The organism is uncultured Sulfitobacter sp. (assembly GCF_964021855.1).
Classification (GTDB): Bacteria; Pseudomonadota; Alphaproteobacteria; order Rhodobacterales; family Rhodobacteraceae; genus Sulfitobacter.
The window spans coordinates 19,985-41,179 of sequence record NZ_CAXHZD010000004.1 but is presented as its reverse complement, the minus strand read 5'-3'; the positions used below and the strand labels follow the sequence as shown (position 1 = coordinate 41,179).

The following is a 21,195-nucleotide window of genomic DNA, read 5'->3' as shown; positions in this document are numbered from 1 at the left end:
ATGATCGCGGCGCAGGACGTGCCGGCAGTAAGCACGGATTTTGTGCAGCACGCGTTTCTTGCGCATCACCACGGGCCAGCGACGCCTCCTTCCTCAGGTGACCGCTCATGAGGGGTGTTATTCTACTTGCGCTGATGTTGCTGGTTAACGCCTGCACCCCCGCCCACGATAACGCTGTCGTCAGCCGCGCCGCCATCGATACTGGGGCGTCGTCCCTGCCCCCGATGAAAAACTTTGCGACCCATTACCCGCAGGCGGCCCCCCGATCGAATAATGATCTGTCACTTGATTTCATCGAACTGGCGTTTCGCATGGAAAGCGGCAAGGACCTGCGTGTCTTTACCCGGTTTGAGGGGCCGATCACCATCCGTGTCACGGGGGCAGCGCCTGCTACCCTTGGCCCCGATCTGGCACGTCTGATCTCGCGCTTGCGCACCGAGGCCCGGATTGACATCCGCCCGACCACATCGCCCGATGCCAACATCACAATCGAAGCCGTGAGCCGCTCCAAAATCCGTCAGGTATTGCCCCAAGCGGCCTGTTTCGTGGCCCCAAATGTCAGCAGCATCGCCGAGTATAAGAAAGCGCGCCGCACCGCGCGGACAAATTGGGCCCTGATGACCACGCGCGAACATGTCGCGATCTTTTTACCCAATGATGCCAGCCCTCAAGAGGTCCGCGATTGCCTGCACGAAGAAGTTGCCCAAGCCCTTGGCCCGCTGAACGACCTCTACCGCCTGCCGGATTCGGTGTTCAACGATGATAATGTGCACACCGTGTTAACCGGTTTCGACATGATGGTGCTGCGCGCCTATTACGATCCGGCCCTACGCTCTGGCATGTCGCGCGGTCAGGTCGCCAACATCCTGCCCGGCATTCTGGCGCGCATCAATCCACGCGGCACCGCGACCAAGGCACGTTACGTCACACGCACCCCGCAAGAATGGAATATGGCCGTTCAGGGCGCGCTTGGCCCCGGCCGGTCGGCAGGTCAACGCCAAGACGCCGCCTATAGCGCCATCAAAATCGCGCAAAGCCTCGGCTGGCAGGATCACCGCCGCGCCTTTGCCCATTACGCCATGGGCCGCGCCCTGCAAAACGGCGACCCGGAGGCGGCTCATAAACAATACGAAATGGCCGATTTGTTCTATGCCCGCAATGCCGGCACCGATCTGCACCGCGCCTATGTCGCCACGCAGCTGGGGGCCTATGCCATCACCCAAGGGAACGGTGCCGAGGCGTTGCGCATCATCGGCCCGCATGTTGAGACCGCCCATCACCGTGAAAACGCGGCCCTGCTCAGCACGCTTTTGCTGCTGCGTGCCGAAGCGTTAGAGCTGGAAAACCGCCCCGCTGACGCACGGCTGGTGAGACTGGACAGTCTTGGCTGGGCGCGCTACGGCTTTGGTTCTGACTGGGCTGTGCGGGCCAAGATGCGCGAAATCGCGTCGCTGAACCCGCTCAAATAACACGAAAAGCGGGCTGACATGATCGTAATACTATTCGCGCTTATCGGCGCAATCTGGGGCGGATTGACCGCCCGCAAACGCCAAGGCAACCGCAAAGATATTGCGCAATACGCTGCCGGATATGCCATGGCTTTCGTCGTCGTGGGCATGATCCTGACGGTGATCCTCGACCGTCTGCTGATCGGGGTCTAACCGATGTTTCTGCCCTTCTTTGACGAATTGCGCCGCCACAAGGTCCCCGTTTCCATGCGCGAGTTTCTCGCCTTTCTGGATGGGATGGCCGCTGGTCTTGCGACCTATGACGTGGATGCGTTTTACTATCTGGCGCGGGTCAGCATGGTCAAAGATGAACGTAATATCGACAAGTTCGACCAAGCCTTTGCCGCATCATTTAAAGGCTTGGAAAACATCAGCTTGGACGACGTTCTTGAAGCGGTCGATATCCCCAAGGACTGGCTGGAAAAGATGGCTGAAAAGCATCTTAGCGCCGAGGAAAAAGCCGAGATCGAAGCCGCTGGCGGTTTCGACAAACTCATGGAAACCCTGCGCAAACGGCTTGAGGAACAAAAGGGCCGTCATCAGGGCGGCAATAAATGGGTCGGCACGGCCGGCACCTCTCCCTTTGGTGCCTACGGCTACAACCCCGAAGGCGTGCGCGTGGGCCAAGAAGGCTCGCGCCATCAGCGCGCCGTGAAAGTCTGGGACAAACGCGAGTTCAAAAACCTCGACGACACCGTCGAACTGGGCACCCGCAACATCAAGGTGGCCCTGAAACGCCTCCGCCGTTGGGCCCGCGACGGTGCCGCGGATGAGCTTGACTTGGGCGGCACAATCCGCGCCACCGCCGAACACGGCTATCTGGATGTGAAAACCCGCCCCGAACGCCGCAACGCCGTCAAAGTACTGTTGTTCTTGGATGTGGGCGGATCAATGGACCCGCATATCAAAACCGTCGAGGAACTGTTCAGCGCCGCCAAGGCCGAATTCAAACATCTCGAATATTTCTACTTCCACAACTGCCTCTACGAGGGCGTGTGGCGCGACAACCGCCGCCGCTGGTCCGAACAGCAATCCACCCACGAGGTGCTGCGCACCTACGGCCCTGATTACAAATGCATTTTCGTGGGCGACGCCTCAATGTCCCCCTATGAAATCGCCTATCCCGGCGGGGCCAGCGAACATTGGAACCCCGAGGCAGGCTCGGTCTGGCTCGACCGCGCCCGCGAACAATGGAACAGCAGCCTGTGGATCAACCCGATCCCCGAAAAATACTGGCCCTACACCCAATCCATCAAAATGGTGCAGGAAATATTCGGCGCGGATGCCATGGTCCCCATGACACTCGAAGGGCTCAGCCGCGGCATGCGGGCGCTGACCCGTTAACCTAACCTCGGAAATCTGGCCACACCCCATCGCTTCACCCTTTCACAAATACTCATCTGCGCTTGCCCTTCCCCGCAGACCGCCCATATTGGTTACATGATACGCGTCATCCCCATCCTGCTTGCCGTACTTTACGGCCTTGCGATGTACCGCTTTTCCGCGTGGCGCACAGCCAAAGAACTCGACGAAAAATCAACCGAACTTGTCGATCCGGCCTTGGCCGAGATGAGCCGAAAAATGGCCAAGGCGCTCGATCTGCCACGGATCAAGGTTCATATCTACGAGGTCGCTCCGGTCAACGGACTTGCTGCCCCCGACGGGCGCATTTTCATCACGCGCGGGTTTTACAATAAATTCAGATCAGGCGAGGTATCGGCCGAGGAATTGGCCAGCGTCATCGCACATGAGCTGGGCCATGTCGCTTTGGGCCATTCACGCCGCCGGATGATCGATTTTTCCGGCCAGAACGCTATGCGGGCAGCCCTTGGGATGATCTTGGGGCGCCTCATCCCCGGTATCGGGATTTGGATTGCGAATATGGTGGCAAGCCTGCTGGCGGCGCGGCTGTCACGCGCTGACGAATACGAGGCCGACGCCTATGCAGCAGCGCTGTTAACCAAAGCGGGCATTGGCGTCGCGCCGCAGATTTCGCTGTTTAAAAAGCTCGAGGCCTTGACCCAAAGCAACCACGGCACCGCCCCTGCATGGCTGCTGAGCCATCCCAAGACGGATGACCGCATCGCCGAGCTGACCCGCCTGCAAAAGCGCTGGATGTCTTAGCCAAGCGCCTTGGCAAGCCGTGGCAAACGCGCTTTTTTAAGCAGCGCGCGCATCTCCCAATCTTGACCGGATAGCTGTTTCGCTTGTGCCAATACGCCCGTCGCGACGTTTTCGATCATCGCGGGCTCTGCCGACCAAATGCCGTGCAAATAGCTGTCAGGATCAACCCGCGACAGCCCTTCTTCGGCCAATGTACCGCGGGGAAAATCCTTGGCGTTCAGGGTCATAATGATATCTGCGTTGCCTGAAACGGCTGCTGCCAAAACGTGAATGTCATTCTCGTCGGGCAGATATAACCGACGCTCTAGCCCCGGGTTCGGCGTGACCTCGGCCTGTGGCCAGGCGGCGCGCAGCAACGCGATTTCAGCGCGAGCCTGTGCCTCGCCTGTGGGGCCGATCTTGACGGCGGCGCGCGCCCATTCCTCAAGGATACGGGCGGACCAAAGCGGGGTGAACGCGCCTACGCGCGCCGCCCCCAGCACGACTTCTCGCATCACTGTAGGGTATAGAACGCAGGCGTCGATCAGGACCCGTACCGTCATTTAAAGACGAAAGAACAGCGACTTAAGGTAACCGGTTTCGGCCAGCTGCGGCAATTGCGGATGGTCCGGCCCAGCAAATCCGGTGTGCAGCATCGCCGCGCGGCGCCCTGCCCGGCCGATCCCACGGATGGACGAGGTGCGGAACTGCGTCAGGTCAGCCGCGTGCGAACATGAACACAGCGCCAGAATACCGTTTTCCGCAACCAAGGGTGCTGCAAGACGCGCAAGGCGTTCATAGGCGCGCAATCCGGCCTCAAGCGCGGGCTTACCGGGGGCAAAGGCGGGTGGATCACAGATCACCACATCGAATTCCGCACCCTCGGCCCGCAAGGCCGTCAGCACATCAAAAGCATCGCCTTGGCGTGTGGCAAATCGGTCGGCGACGTTCATCGCTTCGGCACCTTTTTGCGCCAGTTCCAACGCAGGGGCAGAGCCGTCTACCGCTAGAACAGAGCTGGCACCGTTTGCCAGTGCAGCAAGGCCAAAGCCCCCCACATGGGCGAACACATCCAGCACCCGCTTGCCCTTGGACAAGTTGGCCGCAAAGGCGTGGTTGGGTCGTTGATCATAGAAAATACCAGTCTTTTGACCACCGGTCAGATCGGCCATATAAGTTGCACCGTTCATCGGTACAGGCAGCGGCCCATCTGGTGCTTGACCTTGCAAGACAAGGCTGACGTCGTCCAACCCTTCCAAGGTGCGCGTGCGGCCTGCTGCGTTTTTCAGCACGTTCTTGATGCCGGTCTGTTCCACCAGTGCAGCGGTCAGCGCGTCGATATGCACATCGGCCCATGCTGCGTTCGGCTGAACCACGGCGGTATCACCAAAGCGGTCGATGATCACACCGGGCAGCCCGTCGGCTTCGGCGTGGATCAGGCGGTAAAACGGCGCATCATAAAGCTGTTCACGCAATTGCAACGCGCGCCCGATATGGGCGGCAAACCAGCTTTGATCAATCACAGCTTCGGAGTTTTGATCCAGCATCCGGCAAAAGATTTTCGACAGCGGGTTCACCGCGACGATGCCCATCACCTGACGGGCGCTGTCCTCAAGAATGGCGAGGCTGCCGGGGGCAAGGCCCTTGGTCCGGCGGTCAACGACCATTTCATTGGCGTAAACCCATGGAAACCCGTGACGAATGGCACGTGCATTGGCTTTCGGCAGCAGGCGAACTACTGGCAAATCAGCGGCGGAGGTCGGGGCGGATGCGATAGGGGCTGTTGTCATAACGCCTCCTCTAGTCGGTTCTGATGGATTGGGAAAGCCTTAGCGTGCGGTCGGGCCCCGAAACGATCTGGATCGGAGACGTATTTAGTGGCGTGGGCGGCTTTTCCAGCCGCCGCGCCGCTGCGGTGTGGCCATGCCTTGCAACCCCTCGCGCATGACGTCTGTCATCGGGTGCTGGTCGGCGGTGGTGCCATATCGTTCCAGCATCAATCGAATGGTGGGGCCCGTTTCGGTATCAAGCGGCAGGCTGAGCGCCCAATCCAGAAAGATGGACCGGCATTCGGCTTTGGTGATGCCCTCGATCTGATAGGATTCGTAAATCAGCCCTTTGGGGTCCAGCGCGTCGCCTTTGCTCATGGTGTTTCCTTTTCTGGACCGGTCTTTGCCGCGTCATCATAGTCTTGCAAGGCATTTCGGATGATCGCCGCTGCCGCTGCATAGGTTTGCGCAAGATGGGTTTCGAGGGCGTCCAAACTGTCGCATTGCAGGCTGCGTGTCAAAAACCCCCTGCCCGCCTGCCCCAGTTGATCACTGCGCAAGACCGTTGCCGACAACAGTCGGGTCGCCGATTGCAGTGACCAGCAGGTGGCATAGGCGTCTTTCAGGGTCTGCGTGTCGGCACCGCTGATAATCCCTGAGGCTGCCGCCGCGTCCAGACCGGTGTCAATCTGAAGGGCGGTTTCACCTTGCAGCAAGGCCCCCGCTTGGGCGAGCAGTTCGATGTCTTGCAACCGCCCCGGCCCATTTTTTGCGTCCCACGTGCCATTCGCCGCCTTGGCCGTGGCCAGCCGCGCGCGCATTTCCGCCACCTCGCGCAGGGTAGCAGCACGATCTCGCGGCTTGGCCAGCACCTTGGTTCTGAGCGCGTTGAAATCCTCCGCCAGATCCTGTGGCCCGACGATCACATCCGCACGGGTCAAGGCCAGATGTTCCCACACCCACGCCTGCGTCATCTGATAGCTTTCAAAGCTGGCAAGGCTGGTGGCAACCGGCCCCTGATTGCCCGACGGACGCAGGCGCATGTCGATCTCATACAGCTTGCCTTGCGACATCGGCGCGGTCATCGCGGTGATCATCGCTTGGGTCAGGCGCGCATAGTAGAGCCGCGCGGCCAGGGGGCGTTTACCATCTGACGCTTCCACATCCAGCGGGTCATAGATCACGATCATATCCAGATCAGAGGTCGCCGTCAGACGCCGCGCGCCAAGCGACCCCATCCCCACCAACACTGCACCGCGTCCGGGGGGCGACCCGTGTTTGCGGGCGAATTCCTCGACCACCACGGGCCACAGGGCTTGCAACACAGCGCGGGCCAGATCGGCATATTGTGCGCCGGCGGTGCGCGCATCGGTCAGACCGCGCAGATGGTGAACGCCAACGCGGAAATGCCATTCGCGGGCCCAGCGTCGGGTGGCATCTAGACGCGCCTCGTAATCGCCTTCGGCCTTCAATGTGTCCGCCAGCGCATCGCGCAGCGCAGCTTCTCCAGGCCAATCGCTAAAGAAATCACCGCCAATCACCGCGTCCAGCACCGCCGCGTTGCGCGACAAATAGGCCGCCAGTTCCGGCGAGGTGCTGACGATATCAATCAAAAGCTCCGACAAGGACGGGTTCACCTTAAGCAGAGAAAACAGCTGCACCCCCGCAGGAAGCCGCGACAGGAAACCGTCAAAGGCCAGCAGCGCCTCGGCGGGTTTATCGGCCTCGGCCAACCGCGCCAGCAAACCCGGCTTGAGTTCGGCAAACAGATCGGCCCCACGCGCGCTGCGCAAGGCGGGATAGGTTAGCCATCGGTCCAGAACGGCGCTGTCAAACACATACGGCGCGGGCGCGTCGGACTGCCCCGCATCCGAGCCGGCAAAGAACCCTTCGGTCAGATGATGCACCTCTGCCAGACGGCGGTGCAGATCCGATTGCAGATCGCCCACGTCCTGATCCATCATCGCGGCCAGCCGCGCGAACCCGTCGTCCGTATTGGGCAACGTATGCGTTTGCGCATCGCGGATCATCTGAACCCGGTGCTCCACAGTGCGGTGCGCGCGGTAATGATCGGCCAAGGTCTCGGCCATATCCGCAGGCAACCAATCCTTTTCCGCCAGCACCGCCAAACCGTCGCAGGTGCCCCGCACCCGCAGATCAGCATCGCGCCCGCCCGCAATCAACTGCCGCGTCTGGGTGAAAAATTCGATCTCGCGAATACCCCCGCGCCCCAGCTTCATGTCATGGCCGGGCAAGGTGATCGGCCCGCCCAGACCTTTATGTTCGCGGATCGCCAGCCGCATGTCATGGGCATCCTGGATCGCCGCGAAATCCAGATGACGCCGCCAAACAAACGGGCGTAAAGCCGTTAGAAAACGGTCCCCCGCGGCCAGATCACCCGCCGCCGGACGCGCCTTGATATAGGCGGCGCGTTCCCACGTGCGGCCAAGGCTTTCGTAATACCGCTCGGCCGCCTCCATCGCCATACACACAGGCGTCACCGCCGGATCGGGGCGCAATCGCAGATCGGTGCGAAACACATAGCCGTCGCCGGTCAGGTCGCTCAACGTGCCGCTCATCGCGCGGGTAGCGCGTACGAAAGCAGTGCGTGCGCCGTGGAAATCGCCTGTCTCAAACCGGGTTTCATCAAACAGGCAGATCAGATCAATGTCCGAGGAATAATTAAGCTCGTTCGCGCCCATCTTGCCCATGGCCAGCACCACCATGCCCGCGCCAGTTTCCGCATCATCCGCCGTCATGCCGGGCAGTTTTCCGCGTTTGATCTGGCCGCGCAGCCCCGCACGCAAGGCCGCGTGACAAGCAGCATCTGCAAAGCGGCTTAGCGTGGTGGTCACCTGCTCTAGCGTCCATGCCCCTGCCAGATCGGCCAGCCCCGTCATCAGCGCAATCCGTCGTTTGCCCTGCCGTAGATGCGCCGACAGCTGATCGTCTGCCACATCCCCCGCGCCTGCGATCACCGCCTGCACTGCCTTTTCAGGGTCGTCAAATGCGGCAGTGCACCATGCGCTTTCCTTTCGCATCAGATCCAGCAGATAGGGTGAAACGGACCCTGCCCCCGTCACCAACGCCGCCAACTCGGGCGCAAGTCCGGGCATGGCCTGACGTGCTTCATCAGCCTGATCGGCGTTGAAAATGCGTGGAACGCGGGTGATTTGGGTGGCAAGGGTGCTCATCCCGCCAGCATTCGCTGTTTCAACGGTTTGGGTCAATGGGTGGTTTTTCTGCATTAAAACAAAGCCGTTTAGGGTTTTTGCAGAATTAATGTAAAAAAGATTTACATCACCCCTTGCGCAAATGCCTGGCAATCACAATCTAGTGTAATGTGAAAGGGATTTACATACACCCACACAACAACAGGCCCGAGGTTTTCAGGGCCACCACACTCTGACCGAAAGGGATTTTAATGACTCAGACCTATTCCCCCGCCTACACCACTGAACGCAGTTGGCTAGGCCGCGCCGAAGACCTGCTCGATTCAAAAGGCAAACCCGCCTGGATCGCCGCAATGATCGTCGGTTTCATTGTCTTCTGGCCTGTTGGCCTTGCCCTTCTTGCTTATATGATCTGGAGTAAACGCATGTTTAAATCATCCTCTTGTGCCAAACGCCGCAGCCATCGTTCAATGGCCAGCCGCCCCACCGGTAACGCCGCCTTTGACGCCTACAAGGCCGATACGCTGGCCCGTCTCGAAGAAGAGCAAAACAATTTCGAGGCCTTCCTCACCCGCCTGCGCGAAGCCAAAGACAAAGCCGAATTCGACCAGTTCATGGCCGACCGCGCGCCTAAAAAAGATAGCTCCGAAACCGCGTAAACTTGCGCACCCCCGTGCCCCCCACCATTTGGGGGGCATATCCACCCCATTCCAAGGACAGTGACATGACAATGCCCCCCGATCCCGAAACACAGCCGGAATTTTACAGCGGCGTCGCCACCAAACGACTGTTTGCGTGGATCGTTGATGCGATCATCATCCTGCTGGCCTGCCTTGTGATGCTGCCGTTCACTGCCTTCACAGGCCTGTTCTTCTTTCCGCTGATGATGCTGGTGGTGGGCTTTTTCTACCGCGTCGCCACGCTGAGCAGCGGATCATCCACCTGGGGCATGCGCCTGATGGGGATGGAACTTCGCACCCAAAACGACGAACGTCTCGATACGGGCACGGCATTCCTGCACACCTTGGGATATACGATCAGCATAAGCGTCATGCCATTGCAGCTGATTTCCATCGTTTTGATGGGCACAACCGCACGTTGTCAGGGGCTTAGCGATATGGTATTAGGAACAGTCGCCCTGAACCGGCGCAAGGAAATCTGACACAGTGGAAAACTGGGGCTTGGCGTCCTGAAATCCTGTTGGTATCCTTTTTGTAACAATATCGGATTAGCATGCGCCATACCCTTCCCATTGCCCCGCAGTTCTATGTGACAGCACCCCAGCCCTGCCCCTATCTTGAGGGGCGGACAGAGCGGAAATTGTTCACTGCATTGCAGGGAGAGGCCGCCGCAACGCTGAACGACAGCCTGTCTGCACAAGGGTTCCGGCGCTCGCAAAACGTGCTTTACCGCCCGTCCTGCGCAGATTGCGCAGCCTGCCTTTCCGCACGGATCAGCGTCGCTGACTTCGTCCCCAGCAAAAGCCAAAAGCGCACGCTAAAGCGGAACGCGGGCCTGACCCGGCGGGCCACCTCCCCTTGGGCGACCGAAGATCAATATGATCTCTTCCGCCGCTATCTGGACAGCCGCCATGCGGATGGTGGCATGGCAGATATGGACGTGTTCGAATTCGCCGCCATGGTCGAGGAAACCCCAATCCGCAGCCGCGTCATTGAATATACGGATGAGGTCACGAACGACCTGATCGGCGTCTGCCTCACGGATGTGCTGGGCGATGGCGTCAGCATGGTCTATTCGTTCTATACACCCGACCAGCCCCAGAACGGCTTGGGCAATTACATCATCCTAGACCATATCGATATCGCGCGCGCGGCAGGCCTGCCCTATGTCTATCTTGGCTACTGGGTGCCCGGCAGCCCGAAAATGGGCTACAAGGCCAAGTTTTCGGGCCTCGAGGTTTATATGGGTGGCAAGTGGCACAAGATGAAAGATCCGGCCGATTTCAACCCGGACCATCACCCGCTAAGCACCGATCCCATCGCCGAACAGGTCGCCAATATCGCCCTGCCCGATCTCAGCTCCAAACGCCGCTGATCGCGCCCCTCTTCTCTGGCTCAAAAATATCCTCGGGGGAGTTTGAGGGGGCAGACAGCCCCCTCATCCCTCAAACAGAACCACCAACCCCAAGTATAAGCACGCCTAGAATCGAATGAGGGCACCCAATCGGGTGCCCTCTCCGTTTTCCTATCGCAAATCTATGCCGATCAGTTCGGCATCAGATCCGGGACAATTGTCACGATCGCCGGGAACATCCACAGCAGCGCCAAGGCACCTACCTGAATCAACACGAACGGGATGATGCCGCGATAGATGTGGCCCGTCGTCACACTCGCCGGTGCCACACCGCGCAGATAGAACAGCGCAAAGCCAAAGGGCGGCGTCAGGAACGATGTTTGCAAGTTCACCGCGATCATGATGGTCACCCATTTCGGGTCGAACGTACCGCCATAGATCACTGGCCCCACAATCGGGATCACGATGTAAATGATCTCAAGGAAATCCAGCACAAAGCCCAAGATAAACAGGACCAGCATAACGATCAGGAACACCGTCAGCTCGTTGTCAAAGCTCTTGAGCCATTGCTGGATATAGTGTTCCCCACCAAAGGAGATCACCACGAGGTTCAGCAGCTGCGACCCGATCAGGATGGTAAACACCATCGAGGTCACCTTGGCGGTTTCGCGCACGACCGGGCTTAGTACCCCGGAAGTGTACAAAATCCAGCACGAGAACAGCAAACCGAACACGGCGTAAAGGTAAGCACCGTAGGCGACAAAGAACGCGACCCAATTCTCGAAACCGACATCATCTTGGTTGATGCGCAGATCGAAATTCACGCCCACAAGGATACAGATCAGAATGGCCAGCGTTGACCAGATGATCACCTTGGGCGACCGGTCCAGATCGGTTAGCTTGCGATAGGCTGCAAGCATGATCGCCCCGCCCGCACCAAGTGCGGCAGCAGGCGTCGGGTTGGTGATACCGCCCAAGATCGACCCCAGCACAGCGACGATCAACACCAGCGGTGGGAACACCACGCGGATCAGCTCGTTGCTTGCGCACAGCTTCAGACCATAAAGCATCCCGTAAACCACAGCGGCAAAGGGCAGCGCCATCAGCACAACCATGGTGCCCGGCGATGTTGTCGGACCGACCAGCAGGATATCGACCAGCACCGTCAGCACCAACCCGATGCCACCGATGATCAGCGGACGTCGTTCAGCAGAGGGCGATACACCGCGCGCCGTTGTCAGAACCAAGCCCAACAGGATCACGATGATGGCAACGCCTGTCCCAATCGGTGCGGCGTCTGCGATCTTATCCGCCTGTTTTTGCGCAAACGCTTCGTCGGACAGTTTTTCGCTGGCCTGTTGGCCGCCTGCGGCCTCGATTGCGGCCTGTTCGGACACGGCTGTATCCCATGCTTCTTGCCCGTGCAGTTCGATCATCGCGGCCTGACATTCAGGCCCGACATTCGTGCGCAGGCTGGCGCCTTCGCTAGTCTCGCTAAAGCTGGAAACGACAGTGGACTGACTGCCCACGATCCCCATGTTGCCAAGGAAGATCGTCCCGACAATCAGCAGGATCGGCGCGCCAAGGAACCAAGTAAAACCTTCGCCCCGTGTGATGGGTTCGGCATTGGTCGATCCCATTGGCACGGCAGGTGCTTTTTCAGGGTTAAACAGCGCATAGACAAAGGCATAAAGCGCATAAAGCAGCGCCAGCATGATGCCCGGCAGCAATGCCGCCTGGAACAATGTACCCACGGAAACCACCGCAGGCTCGCCCAGATAGGTCAATGCGTCGGTACAGCCAGCGGATGTGGCGCGGGCCTCTTGAGCGGCGGAATACAGATCGCCCGCCAATGTGCCCAGCAAAACGATCACGATGGACGGCGGAATGATCTGCCCCAAAGTGCCTGATGCAGCGATCACACCTGTCGACAGTTCTGGCGAATAGCCGTTGCGCAGCATGGTTGGCAGCGCCAGCAAACCCATGGTGACAACAGTCGCGCCCACAATACCGGTCGAGGCGGCCAAAAAGGCACCCACAACAACGATGGACACGGCCAAACCACCGGGCAGCGGGCCAAAGACGCGCGCCATTGTGGTCAGCAGGTCGTTGGCGATTTTCGACCGTTCCAGCGTGATGCCCATCAGAACGAACATCAATACCGCCAGCAGCGTCTCAATCGACTGACCGGCCAGAACGCGTTCGTTCATACGGTTCACGATGAACGATACGTTGCGGTTCATTGCCTCTTCCCAACCGGCGGGGAAAACGCTTTCGGCGATGCGCGGCAAATCAGGGTATCGGAATTTCGACACCGCATCATTGGGCACGCCCGAATTCACCAGATCGCGATACGCTTGCGAGGATTGGTCAATCGCCTGATGGATCAGCAACCCTGCGCTATCAAGCGCCGCGATAATCGCGAATGAAATAATACCGGCACCGCCGATGGCAAAAGCCACCGGGAAGCCAGACAAAATGCCGCCAAACAGGCAGACAAAAACGATGATTAGGCCAATTTCGACCCCGTCGAGACCAAAAAGCATGGGACGTCCCTTAAATTAATGTGTGCCCTCAAAGGCTTCTTCGCCCTCGCCCAGCGTATCGCGGTCGAGATATTTATCTTCGCTCTCGGGTCCTTCGCGGTACTCAAGAATGGCGCGATAAAACGTGGAGATCGCCTGCAAAATCACCATAATGCAGAAGGCGCAGAGCAGGATCTTGAACAGGAAATAACCGTTGAAGCCGTTTGGAGAAAAGCCGATCGTTTCGACGTTCCATTTCAACAGGCGTGATTTGCGCAGCAACAGTTCCAACCGGTCCGATGCCGACGGGTTCGGCGTTACCAGATGGCGCCACAGGAAGAACCAACCATACAGCCATGTCACAACGGCGAATGGCAGCATAAAGAACAGCGCGCCAAACATGTCGATCAGCCGCTTGGTGCGGAATTTCACACCCGCATAGAACAGATCAACACGTACGTGACCGCCCTGAACGAATGTGTAGCTTACACAAAGACAGACGACCAAGGCATTGAAAAGCTTAAGCTCTTCGGCAAACCAGCTGATGTCGAACTGGAGCGGAATACCAAACCCGACCGAGATATCAGGCCGGGTGAAAATCCGCTGCATAAAGACGATGATGATCTGTTGCAGCACCATCAAAATACCGGCCCATGCGAAAAAGCGGCCCACCGTGTTGGCGAACCCTTCGAGGACACGAACGCAGCCCCACATGAAACCTTTGCGCCAAAACCCAAAGGCGGTGACGAACACCAATCCAATGAAAAGCACGAAAAACAGCTCGACCGACGCGCCGTAATAGATAAAGCGCATGAGGGATTCACTGTTTGACCAATCCAGCCACATGCCCGGATTAACCAGAGCGGCGAAAAAGTTGTAAAATGCCTCAAGAATATTGCCGAGAACGAAGTTGATCAGATTGCCGTCCTGAAACTTGTCCAGACAGCTTATCTTGGCACCTTCTGCTGCGCGGAAAAACCCGTCGCACACCACATCATCTGCCATGTATGTCCCCTCCTTCGCATGCCCTGATTGTGACAAGGCTTGGTGCGAAATCTTTGTTGCCCCGGCGTGAACGCCCAGGGTCGTGTAACTGCATCAGGGGCCGCACGATGGCGACCCCTGATACGACTGTTATAAGGCTTAGCCTTGGCCCAGAACGCGCTGACGCTGGTTCACGTAGTACGCGTCAGACTTGGACAGCCACTCTGCAGAAGACTGCAAAGATGTCTCAAAGCTGTTGCGGATGTCTGCGAACAGGCTGTCATCCATGTTTTCGTCCATGACTTCTTTGGACGCTGCACCGAATGCATCCCAAACATCGTCTGGGAACTGCATGGTTTTAACACCTTGCTGCTGCAGACGCGCCAGTGCGGCACCGTTGTTTGCCAGCGTTTCGGCCAGACCTGTGTGCGTTGTCGCCATGCAGGAATATTCGATGATTTTTTGCTGAGCAGGTGTCAGGTCGTTGAAGACATCCAGGTTAACGGATGCGGTCAGGCCGGAACCTGGCTCGTGGAAGCCCGCTGTGTAGTAGACTTTGGCAACTTCTTGGAAGCCCGCGCGTTCGTCCGCAAATGGACCAACCCACTCAAGACCGTCCAACGCGCCCGAGGACAACGCTTGATACAGTTCGCCGCCGGGGATGTTCTGAACGGATGCGCCCAGTTTACCCAGAACCTTGCCACCAAGGCCCGGCATGCGGAATTTCAAACCGTTAAAGTCAGCAGCAGAGTTGATTTCCTTGCGGAACCAACCACCGGATTGCGAACCGGAGTTACCGGCAAGGAACATCTTCATGTTGAAGATTTCGCCGACTTGGTTGTGCAGCTCGTGGCCGCCGCCGTGCAGGTACCAGTTTGTCAGCTCTTGCGCTGTGCCACCGAATGGAACGGCTGTGAAATACGCCAGACCTGGGTGCTGACCGATAAAGTAGTAGTCGGCCGCGTGGTACATGTCGGCCTGACCGGACGATACCGCGTCAAACACTTCGAACGCACCAACCAGTTCGCCCGGTGCTTTCTTTTCGATGGTCAAGCTGCCGTCAGACATCTCGTTAACCATGGCGTTCAGGTAGTTTGCTGCGTCATCAAGAACAGCAAAGCCGCGCGGCCATGCGGTAACCATTGTCAGCGTGCGTTTGCCTTGGGCGTACAGTGGTGCCGCCAGCGTGGATGCTGCGGCAGCGGTGCCGCCAAGTGCGGATGTCTTCAGAAATGAACGACGGTCCATATGGATACTCCTCCCGAGTATAGGATGCCCACGCAGTTTATGTGCGCGCGGGTCGTTTCAAGTGGAGGCAATTTACCTGATCTATTTTGGTTGGAAATACCTATTAATGCGTAGAGACCACCCTCATCCGCAAGATTATGACCCGATTTACGCCTAAACTTTGGGCAAACCTGTTGTGCAAGATACCCAAAGGTCATCTTGGCCTTGCGAACACCCCCTTTGATTCGGCTAGGTTTCCCTTTACCAGAATCACATGCGCCGCCTGTTTTCCCGCCTTGCCCCGACCTATGCACAAAAGCTGACACTGCTTGCCGCTGTGCCTTTGGTGCTGGCCGTTGCGGGGATCGCCGTGGTCGTTGCATTGCAGGCCAAGGCCTTGGCAGACCGCGAGATTAACACCCTGGAAAACCAGTTGATTGCCGCAAAAAAGGTCGAGCTGCGCAATTACGTCACCCAAGCACGCAACGGTTTCTATTTTGTCTATGGGTCTGCGTCGCCCGAGGATGACCCCGCCAAGGCACAGGTCGCACAGATTTTATCGGCGATGATCTATGGCGAGGAAGGGCAGTTTTTCGTCTATGATTTCGACGGCAACGCCCTTGTCAGCCCGCGGCAAACCGACCGGATCAATCAAAACTTTAGCGGTGAAACCGATAGCGCAGGCACACCGGTCGTCGATGAATTGATCCGCATCGCCCGCGCAGGGGGCGGCTATCACACGTATCTGTGGCCAAAACCGTCCACCGGGACCGAGGCGCAGATGATCACCTATGTCACGTCCTTTCCCAGTTGGCGGTGGGCTGTTGGGACTGGCGTTTATATTGACGACATCCTGTCCAGCGTTGCGTCGGCCCGCGCCGATGTGCTGGCCCGCGTGCAACGCACGTTCCTTTATATTGGTGCCATCACCCTTGCCGCGCTGTTTTTGGTGTTCGGCACGGGCATGCTGGTCAATCTGCGTGAACGACGGCTGGCTGATGCCAAGCTGAAAAAGCTGACCCAACGGGTGTTCGACGCCCAAGAAGAAGAACGCGGCCGCGTGGCCCGCGAACTGCACGACGGGATCAGCCAGATTTTGGTCGGGGTGCGCTATGCCCTGGAAAACGCGCGCCGCCGTCTGGATCGCGGCGACCGACGCGCGGCAGAACCCTTGGGCAAGGGGATCGACAGTCTCGGCGAGGCCATATCAGAGGTGCGGCGGATCAGCCGTGATTTACGCCCCGGGGTGCTGGACGATCTGGGCTTGGGCCCTGCCCTGAAAACGCTGGTCGAAGAATTCTCGCGCCGGACAGGTATCACCTGCCGCTTTAACACGGTCGTGTTTCGCAACCGTCTGGATAACGACGCCAAGATCGCCCTCTACCGTATCGCTCAAGAAGCCCTGACAAATATCGAACGCCACGCAGGCGCATCCGAAGTCGTCGTCGATTTGCGCGGCCACCGCCAAGGTGCCACCCTTGAGATCAAGGATAACGGCCGCGGCATCTTTACCGATGCACAAAGCGCCGGTGGCCTTGGTCTGCGCAATATGCAAGAACGCATGGATCAATTGGGCGGCAGCCTGTCGTTGGAAACATCAAGTTCCGGTGGCACGCGGGTACAAGCAACGGTCCCGCTGACACATCTTTTACCGCCGGAACCTAGCCTTCGCGCCCCTGCCCCGATCACTTAGAAAGTAATACCATGTCCGCCCCCGTCAAAGTCATGATTGTCGATGATCACCCCATGGTCGCCGAAGGGATCCAATCGATCCTCGAAAGCTATGATGATATCGAAGTGGTCGCTTGCCTGTCGAATGGCCGCGCCGCAATTGACCAGTTCGAAGGCCTGAACCCCGATGTGATCCTGATGGATCTGAACATGCCGGATGTGGGCGGGTTGTCGGCGACCGAGATCGTGCTGGAACGCCGCCCCGACATGCGCATCGTGATTTTGTCGATGCATGATAACCCCGAATATATTTCCTCGGCGCTTAGTCACGGTGCCATGGGCTATATCCTGAAAGATGTCCCAACGGACGAGATCAAGCTGGCCATCGACACGGTCATGCAGGGCCAGCGCTATCTATGTACTGGTGCCCAAGGGTCGCTAGAGCCCAAAGACGGTGCCCGCGACGCGTTGACCGAACGCGAACAGACCATCCTGCTGCAGCTTGCGCAGGGCAAAGCCAACAAAGAGGTCGCCGTGATCCTTGATATCTCGGTCCGCACGGTCGAGACGCACCGCAAAAACATCAAACGCAAACTGGGCATATCCTCGACCGCTGGCCTTACCCGCTACGCAATGGAACATGGCGTGCTGCAAGGCACCGGTGTGCGCATCTAAATGACGTGATTCACCAAATCTTTTTTGAAAAACTTCAAAAATTCCGGACATGGCGCAATAAGTGCAAAGATTTTTTATCCCTAGCGACACTTTTTGTTGAAAATGGCCATTGACGCCCCTCTGCCCTGAACATAATCTCCCCGCAACGCAAAAGGAGCCTTTGGCCATGACTATTCTAGTCGTCATTGTAGGACACGCGCGCATGGGCCGGTAACGGCAGACCATAATCGTCACCATGCGCCCCCGCCAAAACCGGGGGTTTTTTTATGCGCTACGACAAAGATTGAAACGACACACACGACCCGAAACACCACCCCACGGAGCACCAAGATGACACGCAAAATGACCGGAGCGAAAATGATCGTTCAAGCCCTGATTGATCAGGGTGTCGATACCGTATTTGGCTATCCCGGCGGCGCTGTCCTACCGATTTATGACGAGGTGTTTCAGCAAAACAGCATCAAACATATCTTGGTGCGCCACGAACAAGGTGCCGTTCACGCCGCCGAGGGCTATGCCCGGTCGACCGGTAAGCCCGGCGTTGTTCTGGTGACATCCGGCCCCGGTGCCACAAACGCTGTGACCGGCTTGACCGACGCTTTGCTGGACTCGATCCCGCTGGTGGTTTTGACCGGTCAGGTGCCGACATTCATGATCGGGTCCGACGCGTTCCAAGAGGCCGACACCGTTGGCATCACCCGCCCCTGCACCAAACATAACTGGCTGGTCAAAGAGACGGATAAGCTGAGCGGCGTTCTGCACGAGGCATTCCACGTAGCCACGTCGGGGCGTCCCGGCCCGGTTCTGATCGACATTCCCAAGGACGTTCAGTTTGCCACGGGCATGTACGAGCCCAAGAAACCGTCGGTGTCCCATTATCAGCCACCCGTAAAAGGCGACATGGAAGCGATCACCGAATTGGTCGCCGCCATGGAAACCGCCAAGCGCCCTGTGTTCTATACCGGCGGCGGTGTGGTTAACTCCGGCCCTGCAGCATCGCAATTGCTGCGCGAATTGGTCGAGGCGACAGGCTTTCCAATCACCTCAACCCTCATGGGTTTGGGCAGCTACCCTGCGTCTGGCGAAAAATGGCTGGGTATGCTGGGGATGCACGGCCTTTACGAGGCCAACATGGCGATGCATGACTGCGATCTGATGATCAACATCGGCGCGCGTTTCGACGACCGGATCACCGGTGTTGTTGACCTGTTCAGCCCCAAATCGACCAAAGCACATATTGATATCGACCCGTCCTCGATCAACAAGATCATCCGCGTCGACATCCCGATTGTGGGCGATGTGGGCCACGTGTTGGAAGACATGCTGAAGGTGTGGAAATCCCGGGGCCGTAAAACAAACAGCGAAGCCGTTGCAAAATGGTGGAAACAGATCGACGAATGGCGCAGCATTGACTGCCTCAAGTTCGAGCAAACCGGCAAGGTGATCAAACCGCAATACGCATTGGCCCGGCTTGAAGCGCTGACCAAGAAATACGACCGCTATATCACCACCGAAGTGGGCCAGCACCAGATGTGGGCCGCGCAATACCTTGGCTTTGAGGATCCCAACCGCTGGATGACATCGGGCGGGTTGGGCACCATGGGCTATGGCTTCCCTGCGTCCATCGGCGTGCAAATGGCGCATCCTGACGCCTTGGTGATTAACGTCGCTGGCGAGGCCTCATGGCTGATGAACATGCAAGAGATGGGCACCGCGATGCAGTATAATCTGCCAGTTAAACAGTTCATCCTGAACAACGAACGGTTGGGCATGGTACGTCAATGGCAGGAATTGCTGCATGGCGAACGCTATTCGCAAAGCTGGTCTGAATCCCTGCCCGATTTCGTGAAATTGGCCGAGGCCTTCGGGGCCAAGGGTATTTTGTGTTCCGATCCCGATGATCTGGATGACGCAATCATGGAAATGTTGACCTATGACGGGCCGGTGATTTTCGATTGCTTGGTCGAAAAGCACGAAAACTGCTTCCCGATGATCCCGTCAGGCAAGGCGCATAATGATATGATGTTGGCCGGTGTGGATACGCAAGGTGTGATCGACGCTAAGGGTAGCGTTTTGGTGTAACGCTGTGAACATACCAGACTCCAAGTTCACTAAATACGTTGTTTTGGCGATATTTCTATTCAGTATTGCTAATTACGGTCGCATCGCCGCGGACTTCTCACAGGGGAATGTTTGGTTGCCGATCGACTTACTAACACTCGTAGCAACTAGCATTGTAACGTTTCTGTTAGTACGTAGTGGAATGGAGTGTATTAGCCAAGAGGAGGCAAGGGGATCTATAGTAGCGTTTTTAGGCGTTATTGTCGGAGTTTCGGTCCCGTTGGGATTTGCCACAGCTTATTTAATTTTTCACCAGCATTTTGAATGTATTAGTGGTGACCCCACATCATTAGACATTCTCTATTTCTCTTTCGTAACGTTTACTACACTGGGATATGGGGACTTTAGCCCAGTTGGTGTCTGTAAAGGGTTTGCAGCGCTTGAAGCAATTGTAGGCTACCTTTCGCTCGGCATATTCGCAGCGCTGCTCGTCACCTATCTCGCCCGAAATCAAGGAACTAAATAATGTCAGCCCTAAAAATCAAAAAAGGCTCTACCAGCCACTCCGCCTATAACCTGCGTGCGAATTTTTCGGATGTTATCGAACGCCATACCCTTGCTGTTCTGGTCGAGAACGAACCAGGTGTCCTAGCACGGGTGATCGGGTTGTTCTCGGGGCGCGGGTATAACATCGACAGCCTTACCGTCGCCGAAGTTGACCACACAGGTCACCGCAGCCGGATTACAATCGTCACCTCGGGCACGCCGCAGGTCATCGAGCAGATTAAAGCGCAGCTGGGCCGGATCGTTCCGGTGCATGAGGTGCACGATCTGACGGTCGAAGGCCCGTCGGTCGAGCGTGAATTGGCGATGTTCAAGGTGTCGGGCACCGGCGAAAAACGCGTCGAGGCCTTGCGCCTTGCAGACATCTTTCGTGCCAATGTGGTGGATAGTACGCTCGAAACCTTTGTGTTCGAGATCACCGGCGCGCCGGATAAAATTGATGCTTTCGCGGATCTGATGCGCCCCTTGGGGCTGACAGATGTGGCGCGGACCGGCGTCGCCGCCCTGCCCCGTGGCGACTGATCAGGCCAAACCGACCTGACGTTCAGGGGGATATGCGGGCTGTCTGCTTTGGAATGGGACGATTTCGGCAGACGGCTGGCAGGCAGTATTCGATGTGCCCTGCCCCAGTAATTTCGCCGGAAGATCAACATCCAGCTTTTCGCGAATAACGCGGGGATTGCTGGCTGTTCTGAGTTTGCTATTCAACGTCACGTCGAATTCAACAAGGTCGCCAGCGTCAAATGTGATGTTCTGACAGTCCGGCGATCCGCCGAAATAGGCCAGATCGCCATGATCCTCGCACCAAAAGACGGCTTTTTTGTCTGAAACATCGCTCCACAGAACAACACCGTACATTTCTGATCACTCCCCGCATTTTTCTATCTTCGGTTGGGTTATC

The 21,195-nt window shown here is 57.7% G+C and carries 20 protein-coding genes; 12 read left to right on the top strand and 8 right to left on the bottom strand.

Features of this window, described 5'->3' with window-relative positions:
- The first annotated feature begins 107 nt into the window (after positions 1-107).
- The 4 genes from AADJ11_RS13580 to AADJ11_RS13565 all read left to right on the top strand — a co-directional run bounded on the left by AADJ11_RS13580 (position 108) and on the right by AADJ11_RS13565 (position 3,632).
- On the top strand, positions 108-1,469 hold the full coding sequence (locus AADJ11_RS13580) for a DUF2927 domain-containing protein (RefSeq protein WP_341235063.1): 1,362 nt from the start codon (positions 108-110) through the stop codon (positions 1,467-1,469).
- Between the two features lie 18 nt (positions 1,470-1,487).
- Positions 1,488-1,661 carry an apolipoprotein acyltransferase gene (locus AADJ11_RS13575; RefSeq protein ID WP_341235062.1) on the top strand — a complete coding sequence of 58 codons (174 nt, stop codon included), beginning with the start codon at positions 1,488-1,490 and terminating at the stop codon, positions 1,659-1,661.
- Between the two features lie 3 nt (positions 1,662-1,664).
- The gene (locus AADJ11_RS13570; protein ID WP_341235061.1) at positions 1,665-2,852 is read left to right on the top strand and encodes a VWA domain-containing protein; all 1,188 of its coding nucleotides are present in this window, start codon (positions 1,665-1,667) and stop codon (positions 2,850-2,852) included.
- A 96-nt stretch (positions 2,853-2,948) separates the two neighbouring features.
- On the top strand, positions 2,949-3,632 hold the full coding sequence (locus AADJ11_RS13565; protein ID WP_341235060.1) for a M48 family metalloprotease: 684 nt from the start codon (positions 2,949-2,951) through the stop codon (positions 3,630-3,632).
- On the opposite strand, the gene AADJ11_RS13560 is transcribed toward AADJ11_RS13565, so the two are convergent.
- The 4 genes from AADJ11_RS13560 to AADJ11_RS13545 form a co-directional block, all read right to left on the bottom strand.
- The gene (locus AADJ11_RS13560) at positions 3,629-4,174 is read right to left on the bottom strand and encodes a PIN domain-containing protein (RefSeq protein WP_341235059.1); all 546 of its coding nucleotides are present in this window, start codon (positions 4,172-4,174) and stop codon (positions 3,629-3,631) included. The genes AADJ11_RS13565 and AADJ11_RS13560 overlap by 4 nt on opposite strands.
- A complete protein-coding gene (locus AADJ11_RS13555) occupies positions 4,175-5,401 on the bottom strand; it encodes a class I SAM-dependent rRNA methyltransferase (protein WP_341235058.1) in 1,227 nt (408 codons plus the stop codon).
- Positions 5,402-5,485: 84 nt separating this feature from the next.
- The gene (locus AADJ11_RS13550; protein ID WP_341235057.1) at positions 5,486-5,758 is read right to left on the bottom strand and encodes a hypothetical protein; all 273 of its coding nucleotides are present in this window, start codon (positions 5,756-5,758) and stop codon (positions 5,486-5,488) included.
- Positions 5,755-8,574 (bottom strand): glutamine-synthetase adenylyltransferase, encoded by a 2,820-nt coding sequence (locus tag AADJ11_RS13545; protein ID WP_341235514.1) that lies wholly within the window; start codon positions 8,572-8,574, stop codon positions 5,755-5,757. The genes AADJ11_RS13550 and AADJ11_RS13545 overlap by 4 nt, the downstream gene beginning before the upstream one ends.
- A gap of 230 nt (positions 8,575-8,804) precedes the next feature.
- Between AADJ11_RS13545 and AADJ11_RS13540 the strand changes: the two genes are divergently transcribed.
- The 3 genes from AADJ11_RS13540 (at position 8,805) to AADJ11_RS13530 (ending at position 10,608) form a co-directional block, all read left to right on the top strand.
- Positions 8,805-9,212: a DUF2852 domain-containing protein gene (locus AADJ11_RS13540; RefSeq protein WP_341235056.1), complete on the top strand. Its 408-nt coding sequence runs from the start codon at positions 8,805-8,807 to the stop codon at positions 9,210-9,212.
- Between the two features lie 65 nt (positions 9,213-9,277).
- Entirely contained in the window at positions 9,278-9,715 is a 438-nt protein-coding gene (locus AADJ11_RS13535) for an RDD family protein (protein WP_341235055.1), read from the top strand.
- A gap of 71 nt (positions 9,716-9,786) precedes the next feature.
- Positions 9,787-10,608 carry an arginyltransferase gene (locus AADJ11_RS13530; RefSeq protein WP_341235054.1) on the top strand — a complete coding sequence of 274 codons (822 nt, stop codon included), beginning with the start codon at positions 9,787-9,789 and terminating at the stop codon, positions 10,606-10,608.
- 170 nt (positions 10,609-10,778) lie between these two features.
- Here the strand turns inward: AADJ11_RS13530 and AADJ11_RS13525 are convergent, their stop codons facing one another.
- The 3 genes from AADJ11_RS13525 to AADJ11_RS13515 all read right to left on the bottom strand — a co-directional run bounded on the left by AADJ11_RS13525 (position 10,779) and on the right by AADJ11_RS13515 (position 15,344).
- Positions 10,779-13,133, bottom strand: coding sequence for a TRAP transporter large permease subunit (locus tag AADJ11_RS13525; protein WP_341235053.1), 2,355 nt, complete (start codon positions 13,131-13,133; stop codon positions 10,779-10,781).
- A 15-nt stretch (positions 13,134-13,148) separates the two neighbouring features.
- Positions 13,149-14,117, bottom strand: coding sequence for a C4-dicarboxylate ABC transporter permease (locus AADJ11_RS13520; RefSeq protein WP_341235052.1), 969 nt, complete (start codon positions 14,115-14,117; stop codon positions 13,149-13,151).
- A 138-nt stretch (positions 14,118-14,255) separates the two neighbouring features.
- The gene (locus AADJ11_RS13515; protein WP_341235051.1) at positions 14,256-15,344 is read right to left on the bottom strand and encodes a TRAP transporter substrate-binding protein; all 1,089 of its coding nucleotides are present in this window, start codon (positions 15,342-15,344) and stop codon (positions 14,256-14,258) included.
- A 253-nt stretch (positions 15,345-15,597) separates the two neighbouring features.
- Here AADJ11_RS13515 and AADJ11_RS13510 point away from each other — a divergent pair, with 253 nt between their 5' ends.
- The 5 genes from AADJ11_RS13510 to ilvN all read left to right on the top strand — a co-directional run bounded on the left by AADJ11_RS13510 (position 15,598) and on the right by ilvN (position 20,816).
- A complete protein-coding gene (locus AADJ11_RS13510) occupies positions 15,598-17,016 on the top strand; it encodes a cache domain-containing protein (RefSeq protein WP_341235050.1) in 1,419 nt (472 codons plus the stop codon).
- A gap of 11 nt (positions 17,017-17,027) precedes the next feature.
- Positions 17,028-17,669, top strand: a complete 642-nt coding sequence (locus AADJ11_RS13505; protein ID WP_341235049.1) for a response regulator transcription factor — start codon at positions 17,028-17,030, stop codon at positions 17,667-17,669.
- A 330-nt stretch (positions 17,670-17,999) separates the two neighbouring features.
- On the top strand, positions 18,000-19,751 hold the full coding sequence (locus tag AADJ11_RS13500; RefSeq protein ID WP_341235048.1) for an acetolactate synthase 3 large subunit: 1,752 nt from the start codon (positions 18,000-18,002) through the stop codon (positions 19,749-19,751).
- A gap of 4 nt (positions 19,752-19,755) precedes the next feature.
- A complete protein-coding gene (locus AADJ11_RS13495; RefSeq protein ID WP_341235047.1) occupies positions 19,756-20,256 on the top strand; it encodes a potassium channel family protein in 501 nt (166 codons plus the stop codon).
- Complete coding sequence (gene ilvN / locus AADJ11_RS13490) at positions 20,256-20,816, top strand: acetolactate synthase small subunit (protein ID WP_341235046.1); 561 nt, start codon at positions 20,256-20,258, stop codon at positions 20,814-20,816. Before AADJ11_RS13495 ends, ilvN begins: the two co-directional genes overlap by 1 nt.
- Here the strand turns inward: ilvN and AADJ11_RS13485 are convergent, their stop codons facing one another.
- Positions 20,817-21,152, bottom strand: a complete 336-nt coding sequence (locus AADJ11_RS13485; RefSeq protein ID WP_341235045.1) for a hypothetical protein — start codon at positions 21,150-21,152, stop codon at positions 20,817-20,819. It abuts the gene before it with no gap.
- Positions 21,153-21,195 lie beyond the last annotated feature (43 nt).

Coding starts and splice junctions, on each gene's coding strand:
- AADJ11_RS13580 (WP_341235063.1), top strand. CDS start 108: ATGAGGGGTGTTATTCTACTTGCGCTGATGTTGCTGGTTAACGCCTGC.
- AADJ11_RS13575 (WP_341235062.1), top strand. CDS start 1,488: ATGATCGTAATACTATTCGCGCTTATCGGCGCAATCTGGGGCGGATTG.
- AADJ11_RS13570 (WP_341235061.1), top strand. CDS start 1,665: ATGTTTCTGCCCTTCTTTGACGAATTGCGCCGCCACAAGGTCCCCGTT.
- AADJ11_RS13565 (WP_341235060.1), top strand. CDS start 2,949: ATGATACGCGTCATCCCCATCCTGCTTGCCGTACTTTACGGCCTTGCG.
- AADJ11_RS13560 (WP_341235059.1), bottom strand. CDS start 4,174: ATGACGGTACGGGTCCTGATCGACGCCTGCGTTCTATACCCTACAGTG.
- AADJ11_RS13555 (WP_341235058.1), bottom strand. CDS start 5,401: ATGACAACAGCCCCTATCGCATCCGCCCCGACCTCCGCCGCTGATTTG.
- AADJ11_RS13550 (WP_341235057.1), bottom strand. CDS start 5,758: ATGAGCAAAGGCGACGCGCTGGACCCCAAAGGGCTGATTTACGAATCC.
- AADJ11_RS13545 (WP_341235514.1), bottom strand. CDS start 8,574: ATGAGCACCCTTGCCACCCAAATCACCCGCGTTCCACGCATTTTCAAC.
- AADJ11_RS13540 (WP_341235056.1), top strand. CDS start 8,805: ATGACTCAGACCTATTCCCCCGCCTACACCACTGAACGCAGTTGGCTA.
- AADJ11_RS13535 (WP_341235055.1), top strand. CDS start 9,278: ATGACAATGCCCCCCGATCCCGAAACACAGCCGGAATTTTACAGCGGC.
- AADJ11_RS13530 (WP_341235054.1), top strand. CDS start 9,787: ATGCGCCATACCCTTCCCATTGCCCCGCAGTTCTATGTGACAGCACCC.
- AADJ11_RS13525 (WP_341235053.1), bottom strand. CDS start 13,133: ATGCTTTTTGGTCTCGACGGGGTCGAAATTGGCCTAATCATCGTTTTT.
- AADJ11_RS13520 (WP_341235052.1), bottom strand. CDS start 14,117: ATGGCAGATGATGTGGTGTGCGACGGGTTTTTCCGCGCAGCAGAAGGT.
- AADJ11_RS13515 (WP_341235051.1), bottom strand. CDS start 15,344: ATGGACCGTCGTTCATTTCTGAAGACATCCGCACTTGGCGGCACCGCT.
- AADJ11_RS13510 (WP_341235050.1), top strand. CDS start 15,598: ATGCGCCGCCTGTTTTCCCGCCTTGCCCCGACCTATGCACAAAAGCTG.
- AADJ11_RS13505 (WP_341235049.1), top strand. CDS start 17,028: ATGTCCGCCCCCGTCAAAGTCATGATTGTCGATGATCACCCCATGGTC.
- AADJ11_RS13500 (WP_341235048.1), top strand. CDS start 18,000: ATGACACGCAAAATGACCGGAGCGAAAATGATCGTTCAAGCCCTGATT.
- ilvN (WP_341235046.1), top strand. CDS start 20,256: ATGTCAGCCCTAAAAATCAAAAAAGGCTCTACCAGCCACTCCGCCTAT.
- AADJ11_RS13485 (WP_341235045.1), bottom strand. CDS start 21,152: ATGTACGGTGTTGTTCTGTGGAGCGATGTTTCAGACAAAAAAGCCGTC.